This window comes from Sulfitobacter sp. M85 (assembly GCF_029285915.1).
Lineage (GTDB): Bacteria > Pseudomonadota > Alphaproteobacteria > Rhodobacterales > Rhodobacteraceae > Sulfitobacter > Sulfitobacter faviae.
The window spans coordinates 185,633-208,976 of the sequence record NZ_JABECQ010000006.1; the positions used below are offsets into that span (position 1 = coordinate 185,633).

The 23,344-nt window shown below is 63.7% G+C and carries 20 protein-coding genes; 19 read left to right on the top strand and 1 reads right to left on the bottom strand.

All coding sequences use genetic code 11. The features are described 5' to 3' along the window. Positions 1-2 precede the first annotated feature (2 nt). The 19 genes from HKX24_RS13545 to xylB all read left to right on the top strand — a co-directional run bounded on the left by HKX24_RS13545 (position 3) and on the right by xylB (position 21,819). Positions 3-656 (top strand): amino acid ABC transporter permease, encoded by a 654-nt coding sequence (locus HKX24_RS13545; RefSeq protein WP_067260889.1) that lies wholly within the window; start codon positions 3-5, stop codon positions 654-656. Beyond that, positions 649-1,371: an amino acid ABC transporter ATP-binding protein gene (locus tag HKX24_RS13550; RefSeq protein WP_209219145.1), complete on the top strand. Its 723-nt coding sequence runs from the start codon at positions 649-651 to the stop codon at positions 1,369-1,371. Before HKX24_RS13545 ends, HKX24_RS13550 begins: the two co-directional genes overlap by 8 nt. Further along, a complete protein-coding gene (locus HKX24_RS13555) occupies positions 1,371-2,594 on the top strand; it encodes an FAD-dependent oxidoreductase (RefSeq protein ID WP_271694023.1) in 1,224 nt (407 codons plus the stop codon). The genes HKX24_RS13550 and HKX24_RS13555 overlap by 1 nt, the downstream gene beginning before the upstream one ends. An 8-nt stretch (positions 2,595-2,602) precedes the next feature. After that, positions 2,603-3,604, top strand: coding sequence for a 4-hydroxyproline epimerase (locus tag HKX24_RS13560; protein WP_271694021.1), 1,002 nt, complete (start codon positions 2,603-2,605; stop codon positions 3,602-3,604). 16 nt (positions 3,605-3,620) lie between these two features. After that, a complete protein-coding gene (locus tag HKX24_RS13565; protein WP_271694020.1) occupies positions 3,621-5,318 on the top strand; it encodes an aconitase family protein in 1,698 nt (565 codons plus the stop codon). Next, on the top strand, positions 5,311-6,342 hold the full coding sequence (locus tag HKX24_RS13570; RefSeq protein ID WP_271694019.1) for a proline racemase family protein: 1,032 nt from the start codon (positions 5,311-5,313) through the stop codon (positions 6,340-6,342). Before HKX24_RS13565 ends, HKX24_RS13570 begins: the two co-directional genes overlap by 8 nt. Before the next feature lie 194 nt (positions 6,343-6,536). Then, entirely contained in the window at positions 6,537-8,153 is a 1,617-nt protein-coding gene (locus tag HKX24_RS13575) for a peptide ABC transporter substrate-binding protein (protein ID WP_271694018.1), read from the top strand. Between the two features lie 93 nt (positions 8,154-8,246). Then, positions 8,247-9,164, top strand: a complete 918-nt coding sequence (oppB, locus tag HKX24_RS13580) for an oligopeptide ABC transporter permease OppB (RefSeq protein ID WP_271694017.1) — start codon at positions 8,247-8,249, stop codon at positions 9,162-9,164. 1 nt (position 9,165) lies between these two features. After that, on the top strand, positions 9,166-10,080 hold the full coding sequence (locus HKX24_RS13585; RefSeq protein ID WP_271694016.1) for an ABC transporter permease subunit: 915 nt from the start codon (positions 9,166-9,168) through the stop codon (positions 10,078-10,080). Then, positions 10,080-11,048, top strand: a complete 969-nt coding sequence (locus HKX24_RS13590) for an oligopeptide/dipeptide ABC transporter ATP-binding protein (protein ID WP_271694015.1) — start codon at positions 10,080-10,082, stop codon at positions 11,046-11,048. The genes HKX24_RS13585 and HKX24_RS13590 overlap by 1 nt, the downstream gene beginning before the upstream one ends. Then, entirely contained in the window at positions 11,045-12,049 is a 1,005-nt protein-coding gene (locus tag HKX24_RS13595; RefSeq protein ID WP_271694014.1) for an oligopeptide/dipeptide ABC transporter ATP-binding protein, read from the top strand. The genes HKX24_RS13590 and HKX24_RS13595 overlap by 4 nt, the downstream gene beginning before the upstream one ends. A 193-nt stretch (positions 12,050-12,242) precedes the next feature. Further along, on the top strand, positions 12,243-13,304 hold the full coding sequence (locus HKX24_RS13600) for a LacI family DNA-binding transcriptional regulator (RefSeq protein ID WP_271694013.1): 1,062 nt from the start codon (positions 12,243-12,245) through the stop codon (positions 13,302-13,304). Further along, positions 13,297-14,592, top strand: a complete 1,296-nt coding sequence (gene xylA, locus HKX24_RS13605; protein WP_271694012.1) for a xylose isomerase — start codon at positions 13,297-13,299, stop codon at positions 14,590-14,592. The genes HKX24_RS13600 and xylA overlap by 8 nt, the downstream gene beginning before the upstream one ends. Before the next feature lie 22 nt (positions 14,593-14,614). Continuing rightward, the gene (locus HKX24_RS13610; RefSeq protein ID WP_271694011.1) at positions 14,615-15,670 is read left to right on the top strand and encodes a sugar phosphate isomerase/epimerase; all 1,056 of its coding nucleotides are present in this window, start codon (positions 14,615-14,617) and stop codon (positions 15,668-15,670) included. Then, complete coding sequence (locus HKX24_RS13615; protein WP_271694010.1) at positions 15,670-16,806, top strand: Gfo/Idh/MocA family oxidoreductase; 1,137 nt, start codon at positions 15,670-15,672, stop codon at positions 16,804-16,806. The genes HKX24_RS13610 and HKX24_RS13615 overlap by 1 nt, the downstream gene beginning before the upstream one ends. Next, complete coding sequence (locus tag HKX24_RS13620; protein WP_271694009.1) at positions 16,803-18,320, top strand: sugar ABC transporter ATP-binding protein; 1,518 nt, start codon at positions 16,803-16,805, stop codon at positions 18,318-18,320. Before HKX24_RS13615 ends, HKX24_RS13620 begins: the two co-directional genes overlap by 4 nt. Positions 18,321-18,331: 11 nt before the next feature. Further along, complete coding sequence (locus HKX24_RS13625) at positions 18,332-19,330, top strand: ABC transporter permease (RefSeq protein WP_067263827.1); 999 nt, start codon at positions 18,332-18,334, stop codon at positions 19,328-19,330. Positions 19,331-19,363: 33 nt separating this feature from the next. Continuing rightward, complete coding sequence (locus tag HKX24_RS13630; RefSeq protein ID WP_209219132.1) at positions 19,364-20,311, top strand: ABC transporter substrate-binding protein; 948 nt, start codon at positions 19,364-19,366, stop codon at positions 20,309-20,311. Between the two features lie 62 nt (positions 20,312-20,373). Continuing rightward, the gene (gene xylB, locus HKX24_RS13635; protein ID WP_271694007.1) at positions 20,374-21,819 is read left to right on the top strand and encodes a xylulokinase; all 1,446 of its coding nucleotides are present in this window, start codon (positions 20,374-20,376) and stop codon (positions 21,817-21,819) included. 55 nt (positions 21,820-21,874) lie between these two features. Here the strand turns inward: xylB and HKX24_RS13640 are convergent. Further along, on the bottom strand, positions 21,875-23,344 hold a 1,470-nt coding region (locus HKX24_RS13640), incomplete at its 5' end, for a xanthine dehydrogenase family protein molybdopterin-binding subunit (RefSeq protein WP_276155538.1).

Consider the following 23,344-nt stretch of genomic DNA (forward strand, 5'->3'; position numbering starts at 1 on the left):
AGATGTTTGATACGGCTCTGACCTTCAACGACCTGTTGTTCATGCTCAAAGGCGCAGGGGTGACGCTTTCGGTCACCGCCTTCGCGGTGGTGGGCGGCACGCTGCTGGGGGTCTTCTTCGGGGTGCTGCGCAGCCAGATCAGCCCATGGGCGGCGCTGCCGCTGACTTTCGTGCTGGATATCTTCCGCTCGGTCCCGCTGCTGATCCAATTGATCCTTGCCAACGCCTTTCAGGCCATCGCGGGCTGGGGGATTTCGCCCTTCGTGACATCCTGCATCGTGCTGGCCCTTTATACCTCAGCCTATTGCACCGAGATCGTGCGCGGCGCGATCGAGGCGGTGCCTTCGGTCACCCGCCGTGCGGCGCGCTCGCTTGGCATGACTTGGGGGCAGGATCTTACGCAGATCGTCTTTCCCATGGCGCTGCGGGTCGGCCTGCCCAGTTGGATCGGCCTGACGCTCGGCGTGATGAAAGACAGCGCGCTGGTGATGTGGCTTGGCATCATCGAATTGCTGCGCGCTTCGCAAATTCTGGTGACACGCCTGCAAGAGCCGATGTTCATCCTGCTCGTGACCGGCGCGATCTACTTCGCGCTCAGTTTCCCCATTGCCCGGCTTGGCAGCCGCTTGGAAAAAAGGTGGCAAGAAAATGATTGAGATTGAAAACGTCCACAAATCCTTTGGTGCGCTTCAGGTGCTCAAGGGCATCGACCTGACCGTGCAAAAAGGCGAGGTCGTCTCGGTGATCGGCGGCTCTGGTTCGGGCAAATCGACGCTCTTGACCTGCATCAACGGGCTAGAGCCGATCGACAGTGGCCGCATCGTCGTCGACGGGACCGAGGTTCACGCCCGCGACACCGACCTGAACAAGCTGCGCCGCAAGATCGGCATCGTGTTCCAGCAGTTCAACGCCTTTCCGCATCTCACGGTGCTGGAAAACGTCACGCTGGCCCCGCGCAAAGTCAAAGGCATCGCCCGAAAAGAGGCCGAAGAGATCGCAGTGCAGCAGCTTTCGCATGTCGGTCTGGCCGATAAGCTTGATGTTTACCCCAGCCGCCTGTCGGGCGGGCAGCAGCAGCGGATGGCGATTGCGCGTGCATTGGCGATGTCGCCCGACTACATTCTCTTCGACGAGGTGACCTCGGCCCTCGACCCGCAACTGGTGGGCGAGGTGCTGGACACGCTCAAACTGCTGGCAGATGAAGGGATGACGATGATCTGTGTCACCCATGAGATGAGTTTCGCACGCGATGTGTCGGACCGTGTGGCCTTCTTTCACAAGGGCGTCATGGCCGAGATCGGCGCGCCGGATCAGATCTTTGGCGATCCGCAGCAAGAAGAGACCCGTCAATTCCTGTCGAGCGTGCGGTAATGAACCAAACCCCGGTGACGGTCGTCGGCGCGGGCGTGGTGGGCCTGTCCATCGCGCTGGCACTTCAGGCGCGCGGGCTGCCCGTGCGGGTGATCGACCGTGAAGGCCCGGCGGCGGGCGCCTCGGCGGGCAACGCGGGCGCCTTTGCTTTCACCGAGATCCTGCCGCTCGCCTCGCCCCGGATGATCCGGCAGGCGCCGAAATGGCTGCTTGATCCGCTGGGTCCGCTGTCGGTGCCGCCGCGCTATGCCGGCCGGATCGCCCCGTGGATGTGGCGGTTTTGGAAGGCGAGCTGGCCCGCGCAGCTGCGGGCCTCGACCGTGGCGCAGACGGCGCTGATGAAACTCTCGCAGGCCGCGCTCGACCCGCATCTGGAGCTGAGCGGTCTGGCCCATATGCTGCGCCATGACGGGCAGTTGCAGGTCTATGAAAGCGAGGCCGAGTTCCGCGCCTCCCTCCCCGGATGGCAGGCCCGCGCAGAGGCGGGGATCGCTTTCACCCATCTCAAGGGCGATGAGATTGCGGCCTATCAGCCCGGTCTTGCGCCCGGCTTCACCCATGCGACCTTCACCCCGGAATGGCAATCGATCTCGGATCCGCGCGACTATGTGCTGGCGATGGCCAAACGCTTCCGGGCCGGGGGCGGGGAGATCACCATCACCCGCGCCGAACGTCTCGTCGCGGGCGGGGTCGAGACCGCCGCTGGCCTGATGCCGGGCCGCGTGGTGCTGTCCGCAGGTGCGCATTCGCATCACCTCGCGCGGACCGCTGGCGCGAAAATCCCGCTGGAGACCGAGCGCGGCTATAACACGACCCTGCCCAGTGGTGCCTTCGACCTGAAGCGCCAAATCACTTTCGGCGGCCATGGGTTTGTCATCAGCAAGGTGGGCCATGGGCTGCGCGTCGGCGGGGCGGTGGAACTCGGCGGGCTCGACCTGCCGCCGAACTTTGCCCGGGCCGATGCGATGCTGAAAAAGGCCAAGCGCTTTCTGCCGGGGCTCGACACCTCGGGCGGCACGCAATGGATGGGTTTCCGCCCCTCACTGCCCGACAGCCTGCCCGCCATCGGCGCGCTGCCGAACCGCCCGGATGTGTTCTGCGCCTTTGGCCACGGGCATCTGGGCCTCACCCAATCGGCGGGCACCGCCGCCATCATCGCGGATCTGATGACCGGCCAAGACCCCGGCATCGACCTGACCCCCTTCTCTCCCGCCCGTTTCTAGAGGCTGACATGACGCAACACACATTTCCCTGTATCGACGGCCATACCTGCGGCAATCCGGTACGGCTCGTTACCGGCGGCGCGCCGCTGTTGAAGGGCGCGAACATGCTGGAAAAGCGCGCGCATTTTCTGGCGGAATACGACTGGATCCGCACCGGTCTGATGTTTGAGCCGCGTGGGCACGACCAGATGTCGGGCGCGATCCTTTACCCGCCGACGCGGGATGATTGCGACATCGCGGTGCTGTTCATCGAGACCTCGGGCTGCCTGCCGATGTGCGGCCACGGCACCATCGGCACCGTCACCATCGCGCTTGAGAACGGGCTGGTCACCCCCGCCACCCCCGGCCAATTGCGCCTTGAAACCCCTGCCGGGCGGGTCGATGTGACCTACCGGCAAGAGGGGCGTTTCGTTGAAGAGGTGCGCCTGAGCAACGTGCCCGCCTTCCTCCACGCCGAAGGGCTGACGGCAGAGGTCGAGGGTTTGGGCGAAGTGGTGGTCGATGTGGCCTATGGCGGGAACTTCTATGCCATCGTCGAGCCGCAGAAGAATTTCCGCGATATGGCGGATTTCTCGGTCTCCGAACTGGTCGGTCTTAGCCCGAAACTCCGTGCCGCGCTCAATGCGAAATATGAGTTCATCCACCCCGAACACCCTGCGATCAACGGGCTGAGCCATATCCTCTGGACCGGCGCCCCCCGCGCGGGAGAGGCCCATGCCCGCAACGCGGTTTTCTACGGTGACAAGGCGATCGACCGCTCGCCCTGCGGCACTGGCACCTCGGCGCGGATGGCTCAGCTTGCGGCCAAGGGCAAGCTGAATGTGGGCGATGATTTCGTGCATGAATCCATCATCGGCTCCATGTTCAAAGGCCGTGTCGAAGCGGCGGCAGAGGTGGCGGGCAGGCCCGCGATCATCCCCTCCATCGCCGGTTGGGCGCGGGTGACGGGCTTTAACACCATTTTCATTGACGAGCGTGACCCCTTCGCGCACGGCTTTGTCGTCACCTGAATTGGAGGGGCACCCCATGGCGCAAATCATCGTTCCCGCCGCGGCCCAAGGCGCGGTGCTGGCTTCCTCTGAGGGGCTGAGTTTCTGGGGCGGCGTCGATCCGGCCACGGGCAAGGTCATCGACGCGCATCACCCGCTCTGCGGTCAGTCGCTGGCGGGGAAGATCCTGCTCATGCCCACCAGCCGCGGCTCCTGCACCGGCAGCGGCGTGCTGCTGGAACTGGCGTTGAACGGTCATGCCCCTGCTGCCCTCGTGTTTCGTGAGGCCGAAGACATCCTGACCCTAGGCGCGTTGATCGCGGGCAAGATGTTCGACAAGCCGCTCGCGGTGCTGCGACTCGGGGCCGAGGATTACGACCTGCTCGCCAAATCCCGCAGCGCGCGGATCACGCCTGAGATGCTCAGCACCGATGACTGGGATCTGCCCCTGTCGGACAGGCCCGCCCGCGCCCTGCATCTCACCGCCGAGGATCAGGCGATGCTGGACGGGGTCGAAGGCAAGGCCGTGCAACTGGCGATGGAGATCACCTGCACCATGGCGCGGGGGCAGGGGGCCGAGCGGCTGGTCGATGTGACGCGCGTGCATATCGACGGCTGCATCTACGCCAGCCCCGCCAACCTGCTCTTTGCCCAGACCATGGCCGATATGGGCTCGAAGGTGCGTGTGCCGACGACGATGAATGCCATCTCGGTCGATCACGGCAATTGGCGCGCCCAAGGCGTGCCGCCGGACTTCGGCCTGCCCGCCAGCCGTTTGGCCGACGCCTATGTCACCATGGGCGCGCGGCCCAGTTTCACCTGTGCGCCCTACCAATTGCCCGCCCCGCCCGAACGCGGCGAGTTCATCGCATGGTCGGAGTCCAACGCGGTGATCTATGCCAATAGCGTGCTTGGCGCGCGGACGGTGAAACATCCCGATTTCCTCGACCTGTGCATCGCGCTCACCGCGCGCGCACCGCTCTCCGGGGTCTATCTGGAAGAACATCGCGCCCCGCGCCGGGTGATCGAGGTGGAACTGCCCGTGCAATATGACGAGGCGATCTGGCCGATGCTGGGCTGGCTTGCGGGGCAGGCCGCCCCGGACCGGATCCCGCTTTTGCGCGGGTTGGAGGGGGCCGCCCCGAATGAGGATGATCTCAAAGCGCTCTGCGCGGCCTTTGGTACCACCTCCGCGGCCCCAATGCTGCATGTCGCCGGGATCACACCCGAGGCCGATCTGCCCCCTGTCGCAGAGGCCGATACCGTTCGCCTCACAGCCGATGACCTGCGCCGCGTTTGGCGGCAGTTCAACGCCGGAGCCGCGACGGTTGACCTCGTGGCCTTTGGGAGCCCACATTTCTCTCATGCCGAATGCCGCGCGCTCGACACCGCCCTCGCCGGGCGCAAGCGCCATGCCGACACGGCGGTGATCGTGACGCTTGGCCAAGACACGTTACAAGCGGCGCGCGATGACGGCACCGTGGCGCGGCTCGAGGCGGCGGGCGTGCAAGTCGTGCCCGATATCTGCTGGTGTTCGATCTCCGAGCCGGTCTTCCCGCCCTCGGCCAAGGTGTTGATGACGAACTCCGGTAAATACGCCCATTACGCCCCCGGACTGTCGGGCCGGGATGTGCGCTTTGGCAGTATCGCGGACTGTGTCGAGGCAGCCGTGACCGGGCAGGCCGGGGAGGCTTTGCCGCCATGGCTGGCCGAAGAGGAAACAAGCAATGCGTAGCAGCAAGACGGTTCATGTGATCTCGGCCCATGCCGAGGGTGAGGTGGGCGATGTGATCGTGGGCGGTGTCGCCCCGCCGCCGGGCGAGACGCTGTGGGAGCAGAGCCGCTGGATCGCGCGGGATGAAACCCTGCGCAACTTCGTGTTGAACGAGCCGCGCGGCGGGGTGTTTCGCCATGTGAACCTGCTGGTGCCGCCGAAAGACCCCCGCGCCGATGCGGCCTTCATCATCATGGAGCCGGAGGACACGCCTCCGATGTCCGGTTCCAATTCGATCTGCGTCTCGACCGTACTGCTCGACGGGGGCATCCTGCCGATGACGGAGCCTGTGACGGAGCTAACCCTCGAAGCGCCGGGCGGGCTGGTGAAGGTCCGCGCCGAATGTCGCAATGGCAAAGCGGAGCGTATTTTCGTGCAGAACCTGCCAAGCTTCGCGGCGCGTCTGGATGTGCCGCTTGAGGTCGAAGGGCTGGGCACGCTCACCGTCGATACCGCCTATGGCGGCGACAGTTTCGTCGTCGTCGATGCCGCCGCAATGGGGTTTTCGCTGGAAGCGCATGAGGCCCATGACATCGCGCGGTTTGGCGTGCGGATCACCGATGCGGCCAATGCGGCGATGCGGTTCGACCACCCTGAGAACCCTGATTGGCAGCATTTCTCTTTCTGCCTGTTCGCCGGTCCGGTGACCCGCGATGAGGCCGGCCTGCGCGCCGGGGCGGCGGTCGCGATCCAGCCCGGCAAGGTGGACCGCTCCCCCACTGGCACAGCGCTTTGCACGCGGATGGCCCTGCTGCACGCGCGGGGGGAAATGGGGCTGGAGGACAGTCTGACCACCGTGTCGCTGATCGGGTCGACCTTCACGGGGCGTATCTTGGGCGAGACGCAGGTGGGCGAACATATGGCCATCCTGCCGGAACTGTCGGGCCGGGGCTGGGTCACGGGCATCCACCAACATATGCTCGACCCCGATGACCCTTGGCCGGGCGGCTACCGCTTGTCCGATACTTGGGGCGCACGCGGCTAGTCGCGCCCGTTGCCACGTTGAACCCCGCCGCCCGGGGCAGACCGGGGGCGGGGGCCAATCTTCACAACCTCGCGCCGCCTCGGCGCGAAGCCGCCGTGTTTGGCTGACGCGAGGCAACGTCTTGCATGTGCTCTTCGTTTTCGATTGATTACTTTTCAATCAGAACACGAACTTTCAAACAACGGAGAGTCACCATGAAGCTACGCACGACACTCGCCTCCTCCGCATTGGCGCTAAGCCTTGCGTTTCAGGCCCAGGCCGCCGATGTGCCCGAGGGCGTGAATCTTGCCGAAGATCAGACCTATACCTTCTGGCTGCTCGACGCGATCAAGTCGATGGACCCGCAGATCAACACCGACGTCGAAGGCTCAGATGTGCTGCGCAACCTCTTCGAGGGGCTCTACAACGAGGACGGCAACGGTGAGCTGGTCCCCGGCGTCGCGCTCGACCACGAAGTTTCGGAAGACGGCAAGACCTACACGTTCAACCTGCGCGACGACGCCAAGTGGTCCAACGGTGAGCCGGTCACCGCGAACGACTTCGTCTATTCCTGGCGCCGTCTGGCCGACCCGGCGACCGCCTCGGAATACGCCTGGTACATGGAGTTGATGCAGGTCCAGAACGCGCCCGAGATCATCGCCGGGGACAAATCCCCCGAGGAACTCGGCATCCGCGCCATCGACGACCACACGCTTGAGGTCAAGATCACCACGCCGCTGCCCTATTTCCCGCAGATGCTGGTGCACGGCTCGACCTTCCCCGTGCTGCAAAGCGTGGTCGAGGAACATGGCGACGACTGGACCGATGCAGGCACGCTTGTCGGCAACGGCGCCTATACGCTGGTCGAACACCAGCTGGGCGAGCGTGTCGTGATGGAGAAGAACGACACCTATTGGGACGCCGAGAACGTGGTGATGGAAGAGATCATCGCGCTGACGATCAACGACGTGAACCAAGCCCTGACCCGCTATCTGGCCGGTGAGCTGGACCGCGTGGACATCCCCGCCGGGCAGTATCCGCGCCTGAAGAAAGAGTACCCCGAACAGGCGGTCTCGACCCCCTATAACTGCTCCTACATCTACATGCTGAACGTGGGCGACAAGGGGCCGGAGGCGCTGAAAAACGTCAATGTGCGCAAGGCGCTGGCCTATGCCATCGACCGCGACATCATCGTCGATCGCATCCTGCAGGGCGGCCAGAAGCCTTCGTACAACTGGACCCACTGGGCGATCGCCGACTTCGAGCGGCCCGAGCTCGACTGGGCCGACAACATGGACCAAGCGCAGCGCGTGGAGAAGGCCAAGGAGCTGCTGGCCGAGGCGGGCTACGGCCCCGACAACCCGCTGGATCTGACGCTGCAGTACAACACCTCGGAAGATCACAAGAAGATCGCCATCGCGGCCTCGCAGATGCTCAAGCAGATCGGCGTGAACCTCACGCTCGACAACTATGAGTGGAAGGTCCACACCGACCGGATGCAGAACCAAGACTACGACATGGCGCGTTATGCTTGGTGCGGCGACTACAACGAGGCGTCGACCTATCTCGACCTCATGACTTCCTATTCGGGCCACAACAACGGCGAGTTCTATAACGACGCTTATGACAAGCTCATGAAGGACAGCAAGACCGCCGAAGATCCGCAGCCGCTTTATCAAGAGGCGGAGAAGATCTTGGCCGAGGAAATGCCGATCATCCCGATCTACCATTACGCGAACGTTGACATGATCGCGGAAGACATCGAAGGTCTGCCCGAGAACAACGTGAACAACACTTGGTACGGCAAAGACCTCTACCGTACCGCAGAGTAACCTCTCGACATTCGGGCAGCCCGGCGGTTATGGCACGGGCTGCCCGATTCTATTCTACACCCCCACAAACCCCGTATTCGGAGCGCGCGCCTCTTGCTCAGTTACATCCTCAAGCGCCTTGCCATCGCTATTCCGACGCTTCTGGTCTTGATCGTCATCTCTTTCCTGCTGATGCATTCCGCCCCCGGCGGCCCCTTCACCTCGGAGCGCGAGTTGCCGCCGCAGGTGCTGGCGAACCTCAATGCGAAATACGGGCTGGACGATCCGCTGTGGAAGCAGATCACCTCCTACGTCTGGGGCATCGTCACCGAGTTCGATTTCGGGCCGAGCTTCGTCTACAAGGACCGTTCGGTGAACGAGATCATCGCCCAAGGTTTCCCGATCACGCTGACCTACGGCCTTTTGTCCTTCGCCGTGGCGGTCATCGTCGGCGTGGGCCTCGGCGTCGCCGCCGCCGTGCGGCACAATACGGTACTGGACTATGCCGCCGTCGGCGTCTCCATCGGCGCGCAGGTGCTGCCGAACTTCGTGATGGCGCCGATCCTCGTGCTGGTCTTCACGCTCTGGCTGGGCTGGCTGCCGGGTGGCGGCTGGCAGGGGCCGGAATATTGGATCATGCCGGTGATCGCGCTGTCCACGTCCTTCATGGCTTCGATCGCGCGGATCACGCGCTCCTCGATGCTGGAAGTGCTGACGTCGAACCACATCCGCACCGCCCGCGCCAAGGGCCTGCCCGAACGGCGGGTGATCCTGCGCCACGCGCTGAAACCTGCGATGCTGCCGGTGATTTCCTACCTCGGGCCGGCCTTCGTGGCGATGATCACCGGCTCCGTGGTGGTCGACATCTATTTCTCCACCGGCGGCATCGGCAAGGCCTTCGTCGATTCGGCGCTGAACCGCGACTACGCGGTGATGATGGGGGTGACGATCCTCGTCGGTGCGCTGACCATCTTCTTTAACCTCGTGGTCGATATCCTTTACGGGTGGATCGACCCCAAGATCCGGTACTGACATGGTGATGACATCCGAACAACGGGTCGAGGCCACCGAGATCGCCGCCAAGGGCCGCTCCCCCTGGGCTGACGCGCGGCGGCGGTTCTTCCGCAACAAGGCGGCGCTGATGGGGCTGGTGATCCTCGGCTTCGTCGTGGCCTTCGCACTCTTTGGCAACAGCCTCGCGCAATGGTCGAACGAGGAACTCGACTACAACGTCATGGGCCAGATCGCCGAACTGGGCGGCCCATCGATTGAGAGCGGCCATTACTTCGGCACTGACGATCTGGGCCGCGACCTCTTTGCACGCACCGTGCAGGGCACGCAGATCAGCCTCGCCGTGGGCCTCGTCGGCGCGTTGATCGCCTGTGTGGTCGGCACGCTCTACGGCGCGGTGGCGGGCTATTTCGGCGGGCGGACCGACAGCATCATGATGCGGCTCGTCGATATTTTCATGGCCGTGCCTTACATGTTCGTGCTGATCCTGCTGCTGGTCATGTATGGCCGGTCGATCACCATTCTCTTCGCCGGCGTCGGCCTGATCTCTTGGATGGAGATGGCCCGCATCGTGCGCGGCCAGACCCTGACCATCAAGGGCCGCGAGTTCGTCGAGGCCGCCCGCGCCACCGGCGTCTCGGCCCCGGTCATCATCCTGCGCCACATCGTGCCCAACCTGCTGGGCGTGATCGCCGTCTATGCCACGCTGCTGGTCCCGCTGATGATCCTCACGGAAAGTTTCATCTCTTTCCTCGGCCTTGGCGTGCAGGAACCGCTGACCTCCCTCGGGGCGCTGATCTCCGAAGGCGCGGGCACCATCGCCTATGGCACCACCTGGCAGTTGGGCTTCCCGCTGCTGTTCTTCTGTCTCACGCTCTTCGGCCTGTTCTTCATAGGCGACGGGCTTCGTGACGCGCTCGACCCCAAGGATCGCTGATGTCTCTGCTGGAAATCGACAAGCTCAACGTCACCTTCGAGGGCGACGACGGACCCGTTCACGCGGTCAACGACCTGTCGCTCTCGATCAACCGGGGCGAGACCCTCGGCATTGTCGGCGAAAGCGGCTCGGGCAAATCGCAGACCGCATTCTCGATCATGGGACTGCTAGCGCCCAACGGGCGCACCGGTGGGTCGATCCGTTTCGACGGGCAGGAAATCCTCGGCGCCAAGCCCAAGGTGCTGAACAAGATCCGGGCCGAGCGCATCGCGATGATCTTTCAGGACCCGATGACCTCGCTCAACCCCTACATGCGGATTTCCGAGCAGATGGCCGAGGTGCTGACCCTACACCAGGGACTATCGAAGCGCGACGCACTGGCAGAATCGGTGCGGATGCTGGACGCGGTGAAAATTCCCGCCGCCAAGGAGCGTATCCGCCTCTTTCCGCATGAGTTCTCCGGCGGGATGCGCCAGCGGGTGATGATCGCCATGTCGCTGCTGTGCAAGCCGGACCTGTTGATCGCGGACGAGCCGACCACCGCGCTCGACGTTACCGTGCAAGCGCAGATCATGGACCTCTTGGGCGATCTACAAAAGGATTTCGGCATGGCCACGATCCTCATCACCCATGACCTCGGCGTCGTGGCGGGCTTCTGCGAGCGGGTGCTGGTGATGTACGGCGGCCGGGTGATGGAGCAGGGCCCGACCGAGCCGCTCTTTGCCGAGCCCACGCATCCCTATACCCGCGGCCTTTTGGCCGCCGTGCCGCGCGTCGATGACGAGGACGCCACCATGAAGGCGATCCCGGGCAACCCGCCAAACATGGCCGCGCCCCCCGAGGGCTGCCCCTTCCGCCCGCGCTGTGATTACGCCGGCGAGGATTGCCGCGTGATGCCGCCGCTCGCACCCTTCGACGGCGCCCGCGCCCGCGCCTGCCACCGTCCCATCGCGGAGGTCACCGCATGAGCCCGCTTCTTTCGGTCCGCGACCTGCACGTCAAATTCCCGATCACCCGCGCCGGCGACATGCCTTGGACCAAGCCGCGCCTGCTCCACGCGGTGAACGGCGTCAGCTTCGATCTCGAGCCCGGCAAGACCCTCGGCGTCGTGGGCGAATCCGGCTGCGGCAAGTCCACCCTTGCGCGCGGGTTGATCCAGATGGTTCCGGCCGAGGGTCAGGTCATGTGGCAGAGCGAGACAGATCTCCTGTCGCTCTCCCCGCGCCGGATGAAGCCCTACCGGTCCGAGATCCAGATGGTATTTCAGGACCCGCTCGCCTCGCTCAATCCGCGTATGACGCTGGGGCAGATCATCGCCGAGCCGCTGAAGACCCACCGCCCCGACGTGCCCGCCCGCGAGCGCCGCGCCCGGGTGGCGCAGATGATGGAGCGCGTGGGCCTGCTGCCGCAGATGATCAACCGCTACCCGCATGAGTTCTCCGGCGGCCAGTGCCAGCGCATCGGCATCGCCCGCGCGTTGATCGTGGAGCCGAAGCTCCTGATCTGCGACGAGCCGGTTTCGGCGCTCGATGTCTCAATTCAGGCGCAGGTGATCGAGCTTCTCAAAGAGTTGCAGCGCGATCTGGGGCTCGCGATGATCTTCATCGCCCATGACCTCAGCGTGGTGAAAAACATCTCGGACGAGGTCATGGTGCTCTACCTTGGCCGCGTGATGGAGAAGGCACCGAAGGCGCAGCTCTACGACGACCCGCAGCATCCCTACACGCAGGCCCTGCTTTCCGCCGTGCCGATCCCCGATCCGATCGCCGAGCGCGCCAAGCAGATCGTGCCGATGTCGGGCGACATGCCCTCACCGATGAACCCGCCCTCGGGTTGTGTTTTCCGTGGCCGCTGCCCGCGGGCGCAGGCGGATTGCGCGCAGGTGGTGCCGCAACCGGGCGAGTCGCTGCATCAAGTCGCTTGCATTCACCCCGGCCCGTTGCAAGCCAGCGAGACCGCGGCGCAGTAAGTCTTCGGTCGGTTTCGATACGAGAATTCTATAACATTCAGCCCCTTAGGGGCGGTTTGCGTTCGCCACCGCCCCGCCCTATTCCCGAAAAATGATATACGTCTATCAAAAATGATTGACGTATATCAAAATATCCCCCTAGATAGGCCCCGAGATGCGCAGGCTGGGAGGGTCGGCGCGCAGGGGAGGGGCCATGACAAGTCCGACGTTGAGCGATGTCGCACGCGCTGCCGGAGTGAGCTATGCCACCGCGGACCGGGTGATCAACAACCGCGGCAACGTGGCGGAAAAGTCCATCGCCAAGGTGCGCGAAGCGGTCGCGGCGCTTGGCTATGTGCGCAATGTCGCGGCGGCGAACCTGTCACGCGGGCGGGTCTACCGGCTCGCTTTCCTGATCCCCCGCGGCTCCAACGCCTTTTTCAACCGCATCCGTCAACACATCGACCATACCGCCGCCCATCAGGCCACCGAACGCGTCACCGCCGAGGTGATCGAGGTCGCGGCCTTCGCCGTCGAAGGGCTGCAAGACAGCATCTCGGACCTGCTGGCACGGGATTTCGACGGTGTCGCCATCGTCGGTTTGCAAAGCGCGGCGCTTGAGGCACCTTTGGCCGCCCTGCGGGACAAGGGGGTGGCCGTGGTGGGCCTCGTCTCCGACCTGCCGCAGGCCGCCCGCGCCGCCTATATCGGGATCGACAACATCGCCGCCGGGCGCACGGCGGGCCGCATGGTGGGGCTTGCCCATGGCGGGCAGGGCGGACGGGTGCAGACCTTTGCAGGCTCGCTGGACGCGCGCGACCACGCAGAGCGTCTGACCGGCTTTCGCGAAGTGTTGCAGGCCGATTTCCCGCAGGTTGAATTGCTGGATCCGATCATGACGAAGGACGACGCGCAGGTGCTGAACGCGCAGACGCGTCAGGCGCTCGGCCAGACGGAGCTGACAGCACTTTACAACGTGGGCGCGGGCAACAGCGGGTTGATCGCCGCCCTGCAAGAGGGGCAGGGCACACGGCCCTTCTGCGTGGTGCATGAACTGGTCGCGCATTCGCGTCAGGCGCTGCTTGATCGGCATATCGATCTGGTGATCGACCAGCGCCCAGATGTCGAGATCAACCGCGCCTTCACCGTCTTGCGGGCGCTGATCGACCAAAAGGAATTGCCGCCGATGCCGGACCTCGTGCCGACGATTTATGTGCGGGACAATCTGCCCGCCGACACATTGACCGATAAGATGAAGGCCAAGATAGATGACTGATTTCTTTAAAGATATAAAGCCCCTCACCTATGATCCCGAGGGGGCCGATCTGGCCTTTCGCCACTACAACCCTGACGAGATCGTCATGGGCAAACGGATGGAAGACCACCTGCGCTTTGCCGTGGCCTATTGGCACTCCTTCGCATGGCCGGGCGGCGATCCCTTTGGCGGGCAGACCTTCGATCGCCCGTGGTTCGGTGACACGATGGATTTGGCAAAGCTCAAGGCCGATGTGGCCTTTGAGATGTTCGATCTGCTGAACGCGCCCTTCTTTTGCTGGCACGATGCCGACATCCGCCCCGAGGGGGACACATTCGCCGAAAGCCTACGCAATTTCGAAGAGATCATTGATTATCTCGGCACCAAGATGGAAGGCTCCAAAACCAAGCTGCTTTGGGGCACGGCGAACCTTTTTGGTCACCGGCGCTTCATGTCGGGCGCGGCCACCAACCCCGACCCTGAGATTTTCGCTTGGTCCGCCGCCACGGTCAAAGCCTGCATGGATGCGACCCATAAGCTGGGCGGTCAGAACTACGTCCTCTGGGGCGGGCGCGAAGGTTATGAGACTCTGCTGAACACCGATCTGAAACGCGAACGCCAGCAGGCCGGGCGCTTTTTGCAGATGGCGGTGGAATACAAACACAAGATCGGCTTCAAGGGCGCCATTCTGGTTGAGCCCAAGCCGCAGGAACCGACCAAACACCAGTATGATTTCGATGTCGCCACGGTCTATGGTTTCCTCAAGGAGTTTGGGCTGGAGAACGAAGTTCAGATGAACATCGAACAGGGCCATGCGATCCTTGCAGGCCATTCGTTCGAGCATGAACTGGCGCTCGCCGCATCCTTGGGGATTTTCGGCTCGATCGACATGAACCGCAACGACTATCAATCGGGCTGGGACACGGATCAATTCCCCAACAACGTGCCCGAAGTGGCGCTGGCCTATTACGAGGTGCTGAAGGCGGGTGGTTTCACCACCGGCGGCACCAATTTCGACGCCAAGCTGCGTCGGCAATCGCTCGATCCGGTCGATCTGGTCGCGGCCCATGCGGGCGCGATGGATGTCTGCGCGCGGGGCTTCAAAGCCGCCGCAGCCATGCTGGAGGATGGCACGATTGAGGCCATGCGCGCCGAGCGCTACGCGGGGTGGGAGACGCCCAAGGCCAAGGCGATGCTGGAGGGGGATCTGGCCTCAATCGCCGCGCAGGTCGTCCAAGACGGCATTAACCCGCAGCCCCGCTCGGGCCGGCAGGAAATTCTGGAGAACATCGTAAACCGGTTCGTTTGAGCCGGGGAAAGGGAGGAACATTATGAAGACGATCAAGGGACCGGCGCTGTTTCTGGCGCAATTCGCGGGCAATGAGGCGCCCTTCAACTCTTGGGACAGCATCACCAAATGGGCCGCCGATTGTGGCTACAAAGGCGTGCAAGTGCCCAGTTGGGACGCGCGGCTGATCGACTTGGCCAAGGCCGCGTCGAGCAAGGATTACTGCGATGAGTTCAAGGGCAAGGCGGTCGAAAACGGCGTGGAGGTGACCGAGCTTTCGACCCACCTTCAGGGTCAGTTGGTCGCCGTGCATCCGGCCTATGACACGGCCTTTGACGGCTTCGCCGTCGAAGAAGTGCGCGGCAATCCCAAGGCGCGGCAGGAATGGGCGGTCGAGCAGGTCAAATTGGCGCTTTCGGCGTCCAAGAACATGGGGATCGGGGCGCATGCGACCTTCTCGGGCGCTTTGGCTTGGCCCTATGTCTACCCTTGGCCGCAGCGCCCGGCGGGGCTGATTGAGACGGCCTTTGACGAACTCGCCGCGCGTTGGCTGCCGATCTTGAACCATGCCGAGGATTGCGGTGTCGATGTCTGCTATGAGATCCACCCCGGCGAAGACCTGCATGATGGCATCACCTATGAGATGTTTTTGGAGCGTACGGGCAATCACGCGCGCGCTAACATGCTCTATGACCCCAGTCACTACGTCCTGCAATGTCTTGATTACATTGATAATATCGACATCTACAAAGACCGGATCAAGATGTTCCACGTCAAGGATGCCGAGTTCAACCCGACGGGCCGTCAGGGGGTCTATTCGGGCTACCAAAGTTGGACAGACCGCGCCGGGCGGTTCCGGTCGCTGGGTGACGGGCAGGTTGATTTCGGCGCTGTCTTTTCCAAAATGGCGGCGAATGATTTCGATGGCTGGGCCGTGGTGGAATGGGAATGTTGCCTCAAGCACCCCGAAGACGGGGCGCGTGAGGGGGCGCAATTCGTCTCAGATCACATCATTCGCGTGACCGACAAAGCCTTTGACGACTTCGCCGATGGCGGCACCGATGAGGCGGCAAACCGCAAAATGCTGGGGATCGACTGATGGCACGTATTCGACTTGGCATGGTGGGCGGCGGCAATGACGCCTTTATCGGCGGGGTCCACCGCATCGCCTCGCGCATCGACGACCGGTTCGATCTGGTCGCGGGCGCGCTGTCTTCGACCCCCGAGAAATCCGCCGCCAGTGCGGAGGCTTTGGGCATCCCGCGCTCCTACGGCAGTTTCGAAGAGATGGCCGAGGCCGAAGCCGCCCGCGAGGACGGGATCGAGGCGGTTTCGATCGTCACGCCCAACCACGTCCATGCTACTGCCGCGAAGGCGTTCTTGGCCAAGGGCATCCATGTGATCTGCGACAAGCCCCTGACCTCCACGCTCGAGGATGCGGAGGCGTTGGCGACCAGCGTCGCGGAGGCCGAGGCGCTGTTCATCCTCACCCATAATTACACCGGCTATCCGATGATCCGCCAAGCGCGGGCCATGGTGGCGGCAGGCGATCTGGGCGAGATCCGCATTGTTCAGGCGGAGTATCCGCAGGACTGGCTGACCGCGCCGATGGAGAACGAAGGCGTCAAACAGGCCGAATGGCGCACCGATCCCGCACGCTCGGGCGCGGGCGGTTCGGTGGGCGATATCGGCACCCATGCCCATAACCTCGCCTGTTTTGTCAGCGGTCTGGAGGTCGAAAGCCTTGCCGCCGATCTGCAAAGCTGGGGCGCGGGGCGCAAGCTGGATGACAACGCCCATATGATGCTGCGCTTCGCCGGTGGCGCGCGCGGCATGCTGTGGTCAAGCCAAGTGGCCCCGGGCAATGAGAACGCGCTGAAACTGCGTATCTATGGCGACAAGGGTGGTTTGGAATGGTCGCAAGAGGATCCTAACTACCTGTGGTTCACGCCCTTGAGCGAGCCGAAGCGTCTGATCACCCGCAACGGGGCAGGGGCGTCTGAGGCGTCGCAATCGGTAAGCCGCATTCCCGGCGGCCACCCCGAAGGGTACCTCGAAGGGTTTGCCACGATCTATAACGAGGCCGCCGATGCGATCCGCGCCGTGCAGGGCGGGGCGAGCCGCGAAAGCGCCATGGGCGTGCTGCCGGACATCACGGCGGGCATGGCGGGGATGCGTTTCATCAACGCTTGTGTCACCTCCTCGGCCAATGATGCGGCGTGGACCAAGCTATGAGTGCCACCCCCGTTCTTGCCCTGCGCGACGTGAGCAAGAGCTTCGGCTCGATCGAAGTGCTGCACGGCGTGACCCTCGCGCTAGAGCCGGGGACCGTGCATGCGCTGATCGGTGAGAACGGGGCGGGCAAATCGACGACGATGAAGATCATGGCGGGCTATCAACTGCCCTCCAAAGGCGCTGTCGAACTTGACGGTGCAGCGGTCCGTTTCGACAGTCTGCACGAGGGCGAGATGGCCGGGATCGTGATGATCCACCAAGAGTTCAACTTGGCGGAGCAGTTGACTGTTGAGCAGAACATCTTTCTGGGCCGCGAGTTGAAACGCGGGCCGCTGCTCGACAAGGCCGAGATGCGGCGGCGCACGCGGGACTATCTTGATCGGGTGGCCTGCAACGTCTCTCCGGATGCGCTGGTCTCGCGCCTGTCGAATTCCGACAAACAGATGGTCGAGATCGCCAAGGCCCTGTCGCGCGATGCGCGGGTGTTGATCATGGATGAGCCGACGGCGGTGCTGACCAAACGTGAGACCGATGTGCTGTTCAAACAGGTCGCGGCCCTGCGCGCGGCGGGGACGGCGGTCTTGTTCACCTCGCATAAATTAGACGAAGTGGCCGAGATCTCGGACCATGTCACCATCATGCGCGATGGCGCGGTGGTGCAATCCAGCCCGACCTCTGAGATCACCGAAGACGAAATGGCCACCGCCATGGTGGGCCGCGATGTCTCTGACCTCTACCCCGCCAAACCCGGCGTGGAGCGGGGCGCGCCAGAGGTGCTCTCGGTCGAAAACCTCAGCGTGCCGGGCTTTGCCAGCAATGTGTCCTTTTCGCTGCGACAGGGGGAGATCCTCGGGCTGGGCGGGCTGATCGGCTCTGGCCGGACCGAGGTGATGGAGGGCCTTGCCGCGCTGCGCCCGGCGAGTGCCGAGCGCGTCACCCTCTTTGGGGAGCCGGTACAGTTCAAGCGGCCAAGCGACGCGCAACAGGCCGGGCTGTGCTATCTGACCGAAGACCGCAAGCTGCGCGGTCTGCTGCTGGAACGCGGCATGCGTGAGAACCTGACCCTGCAAAACCTGCATAAATTCGGCGGCTTCCTGATTGATCGCAACGCAGAGGAAACCGCCCTGACCGAGGCCATTGGCGAGTTCGACATTCGCGCGGGCAGCCGTGATGTGCGTGTGGGCAATATGTCTGGCGGCAACCAGCAAAAGCTGTTGCTGGCCAAGATCATGCTCTCCGAGCCGCGCATCCTGATCGTCGATGAACCCACCCGCGGCATCGACATCGGCACCAAGCAGCAAATCTATGCCTTCCTGCGCAAACTGGCCGATCAGGGACACGCCATTATCGTGATCACCTCCGAGATGCCCGAACTCATCGGCCTTGCCGACCGCGTGATGGTTATGCGTTTGGGCGAGGTCAGCGGCACGCTGAACGCGGGCGAGATCACGGAAGACGCGATTGTCCGCCTCTCGATGGGCCTGCGCGCTGAACAAATGCCGATGACGGCCTAAGGAAACCGAAGATGACAGATGTAACCACACCTCAAACCAAAAGCTTCCGGATGCCGTCGATGTCTGTCCTTGGGCCGATCATCGCGCTGATCGTTCTGCTGCTGATCGGCACGGCGCTGAATTCCAACTTCCTGAGTGCGGCGAATATCACCAACGTCCTCGCCCGCTCGGCCTTTATCGGGATCATCGCGGTGGGCATGACCTTTGTCATCACCGCGGGCGGGCTTGACCTGTCGGTGGGGTCGATGGCGGCCTTTATCGCGGGGCTGATGATTTTGGTGATGAACGCCGCCTTGCCGAGCCTCGGTGTCGGCGTGCCGATCATCCTCTTGGGCATGTTCACGGCCATCGTCGCGGGGCTGCTGGCGGGGCTGTTGAACGGCTTTTTGATCACCGCCCTCGGCATCGAAGCCTTCATCGTCACGCTCGGCTCCATGGGCATTTACCGCTCGCTGGTGACTTGGCTGGCGGATGGCGGCACCCTGTCGCTGGATTTTGGTCTGCGCAGCTTTTACCGGCCCGTCTATTTCGACGGCATCCTAGGGATCAGCTGGCCGATCATCGTCTTCGCACTGGTGGTCATTATTGGTGAGATCATCATGTCGCGCAGCGTCTATGGCCGCCACTGCGCCGCCACCGGGTCGAACGAACATGTGGCGCATTATTCCAACGTGAACGTCAATCGCACGCGGCTGATCTCCTACGCCGCCTTGGGCATCTTGGTGGGCATTGCCACGATCATGTATGTGCCGCGCCTTGGCTCGGCTTCGGCGTCGACCGGGGTGCTGTGGGAGCTGGAGGCGATTGCCGCCGTGATCATCGGTGGCACCGTGCTCAAGGGCGGCTTTGGCCGGGTCTGGGGCACCGTCATCGGCGTGCTGATCCTCAGCCTGATCGGCAATATCCTGAACCTGACCGATTTCGTATCGCCCTATCTCAACGGCGCGATCCAAGGGATTATCATCATTCTCGCTGTAATCCTACAGCGCGAAAGGAAGACGGCGCTTTAAGCCGTAGTTGAACGCTTCATGGGAGGAGCAAATATGACATTTACCAAAACATTTATTGCCACCGCGCTGGCCACGGCTGTTGGCACCGCCGCCTTTGCCCAAGACACCAAAGTCATCGGCGTGTCGATCCCGGCGGCGACCCACGGCTGGGCGGGGGGCATGAACTTCCACGCCAAGGAAACCGTCGAACGTCTGGAAGAGGTCTATTCCGATCTCGACTTCGTTCTCGCCACCGCGTCGGACCCCGGCAAACAGGTGAACGACATCGAAGACATGGTCGCCACGCGCAACATCGACGCGCTGGTGGTGCTGCCTTTTGAATCCGACCCGCTGACCCCGCCGGTGCAAGCCGTTGCCGACAGCGGTGCATGGGTTACCGTGGTGGACCGTGGCCTTTCCGTGGAAGGCATCCAAGACCTTTACGTTGCGGGCGACAACAGCGGCTTTGGCAAGGTGTCGGGTGAGTTCATGGCCCAGCAAATGCCCGATGGCGGCGACATCGTCGTGCTGCGCGGCATCCCCACCACCATCGACAACGAGCGTGTCGAGGGTTTCAACGCGGCGATCGAAGGCTCCGGCATCAATGTGCTCGACATGGAGCATGGCAACTGGAACCGCGACGACAGCTTTACCGTGATGCAGGATTTCCTGTCGAAATACCCCAATATCGACGCGGTTTGGGCCTCAGACGACGATATGGCGATTGGCGTGCTGGCCGCGATCGAAGCGGCGGGGCGTGACGATGTGAAATTCGTGCTCGGCGGGGCCGGTATGAAAGAGATGATCAAGCGCACCGCCGATGGCGATGAGATGATCCCGGCCAATGTGACCTACCCGCCGTCGATGATCGCCACCGCGATTGAGCTGACCGCCGTGGGCCTCACCTCCAACGCGCCGGTCTCGGGCACTTTCGTGATCGGCTCGGTGCTGGTGACGCAAGAGAACGCGATGGATTTCTACTATCCCGACAGCCCGTTCTAATGGCCAAGGCCACCGGCAGCCTGCCGGTGGCTCCCTCTCATTTGTGAAGTAACGAGTACCGCATGACCTATCTCAGCTTGGACCTTGGCACCTCGGGCGTCAAAGCGCTTTTGATCGACGAAGGCCAACGGCCCTTGGCCGAGGGTCATGCCCCATTGGAGGTTCAGCGCCCGCACCCGATGTGGAGCGAGCAAGACCCCCATTCATGGATCACCGCCTGCGAGAGCGCCATCGCCGAGGTCCGCGCCGCGGCCCCGGAGGCATTCGCGGCGCTGCGCGGCATTGCCGTCTCGGGCCAGATGCACGGCGCTACGCTGCTGGATGCCAACGATCAGCCCCTGCGCCCGGCGATCCTGTGGAACGATGGCCGCGCCCATGCCGAATGCGCGGAACTGGAAGAACGGGCCGATTTTCGCGGGCTGGGTGGCAATATCGTCATGGCGGGCTTCACCGCGCCCAAGCTGCGATGGGTGCAAAAACATGAGCCCGAGATTTTCGCGCAGGTCCGCAAGGTCCTGCTGCCCAAGGACTATGTCGGTCTTTGGCTGACGGGGGAGCATGTCTCGGAAATGTCCGACGCGGCGGGGACACTCTGGCTCGACGTGGAAAAACGCGATTGGTCGGATGAACTGCTCGCCGCAACGGAGCTTAGCCGCGATCACATGCCGCGATTGGTCGAAGGCAGCGCGCGGGCGGGCGGGCTTCGGGCCGAACTTGCCGCTCAGTGGGGTGTCGGCAACGTCACTGTCGCGGGCGGCGCGGGGGACAATGCCGCCACCGCCGTGGGGCTGGGGCTGGTGCAGCCGGGGCAGGGGTTTCTGTCGCTCGGCACCTCTGGCGTGCTATTCACCGTGACCGGCCGTTTCGCCAGCAACACCGAAAGCGCGGTGCATAGTTTCTGCCACGCGGTGCCGAAGACCTGGCACCAGATGGGGGTGATCCTATCGGCCACCGACGCTTTGACATGGCTGGGTCAGATCACGGGGCAAAGCCCGGCGGCGCTGGCGGGCATGGTTCAGGACCTGCAACAGCCTTCCGCGATCACCTTCCTGCCATACCTCTCGGGCGAGCGGACGCCGCATAACGCCCCCGATGCCGCCGGGGCGTTCCACGGGCTGCGCCGCGGGCATGGGTTGCCGGATATGGTGCAGGCGGTGATGGAGGGGGTCGGCTTCGCCTTTGCCGACTGCTGTCGCGCCCTCGACCACTGTGGTTCCTTGCCCGAACGGGTCTGCGTGGCGGGCGGCGGCAGCCAGTCGGAGACATGGTTGCAGATGATCGCTAACATCACCGGGCTGACCCTCGATGTGCCAGAAAGCGGTGCGCAGGGCGCGGCGCTCGGCGCGGCGCGGCTGGCGATGCTGGGCTATGGAGAGGCGGCGGAGGCCGAGGTGATCCGCCCCCCGAAGATACGCAAAAGCATCGCGCCCAACTCCGCGCTCACCTCGGCCTATGCGGAACGCTATGCCGACTTCCGTGCGGCTTGGGAACAGCGGCTGAGGCAGTAGGCATCAAGCGCAAGACCGGCAAAAAAGGGGCGGCCATCAGGCCGCCCCCGTCTTATCACATCCCGGCAATCACCTTGTCCAAGGTGGCGGGATAGTCGCGCACCCGCACGCCGGTGGCGTTGTAGATTGCATTGGTGATCGCTGCCGCCGCGCCACAAATGCCCAATTCGCCGATCCCTTTGGCCTGTAGCGGGTTGGCCCAATCGTCCCGCTCTTCCAACAGATCGACGGTCAGCTGCGGCACATCCGCGTTCACCGGGATGTGGTATTCCGCGAGGTTGTGGTTGGCCACATGGCCGTCACGTGGGTCAAAGGCCAGCTCCTCGGTCAGTGCGATGCCGATGCCAAAGGTCATGCCCCCCAGACATTGCGACCGCGCCGTCTTGGCGTTCAGGATTCGCCCGGCGGCAAAGGTGCCATGCATCCGCCGCACCCGCGTCTCGCCCGAGGCGGCATGCACAGCGACCTCGGCGAAATAGGCCCCGAAGGTGGCCTGCCGCACCGCCTCAGAAGTATCGCCGGGCTGGACGTGACCCACTTTGGCAATCTCATCCCCGTTCAGGATATCGCTCAGGCTGCGGGTCTGGTTGTCAAAGGTCGCCATGCCGTCCTTGAGCATGAGATCGCCTTCTTCCACCTCCAGCCTTGCGGCGAGCTGTCTGCGGATCGCCTCGCAGGCCAGATAGACCGAGGTGCCGCTCGACGACGCGCCCCATGACCCGCCTGAGCCCGAAGCCGGGGGCAGGGTGGTATCGCCCAAGACCACATCGACCGCATCGCGCGGCAGGCCCATCATATCGCCTGCGATTTGGCCCAAGATCGCATAGGTGCCGGTGCCGATATCGGTCATATCCGTTTCGACCCGCAGGCGGCCATCGGGCATCAGCGTCACGCGGGCTTGGCTCTCCATCAACACGTTCACCCGTGCGGCGGAGGCCATGCCATAGCCGATCAGCCATTCCCCCTCGCGCCGGCCCTTGACGCCGGGGCGGTCGGCCCAGCCGAATGTCTCGGCCCCGCTGTCAAGCGCCTCTCGGAAACGGCGGGATGAGAACTCCTTGCCACTCTCGGGGTCCTTCTCGGGGATGTTGCGGCGGCGAAGCTCGACAGGGTCCATGCCGATCTTATCGGCCAGTTCATCCATCGCGCCTTCGAAAACGGTGACGCCCACCGCCTCGCCCGGCGCGCGGACGGAGCCTGCGCAAAGCCGGTGCACCCGCGCCAAATCCATCGACATCTTGCGGTTCGCCCCGGCATAGAGGAAATGCGACGCCTGCAAGACCGGCTCGGCAAAGCTCTCTCCGGGCAGGTTGGACACCCGCGCGTCATGGCCCAGCCCGGTCAGGCGACCTTCGGCATCGGCGGCAAGGCGCACCCGCTGCGTGGTTTCGGACCGGCGCATCGTCGCCTCATAGACCTGCTGGCGGTGCAGCGCGACAGAGACCGGGCGGCCCACCTCTTTCGCGGCAATCGCCGCCGCGACGGCCTCGGGCGCGATGCCGAGTTTCGACCCGAAGCCGCCGCC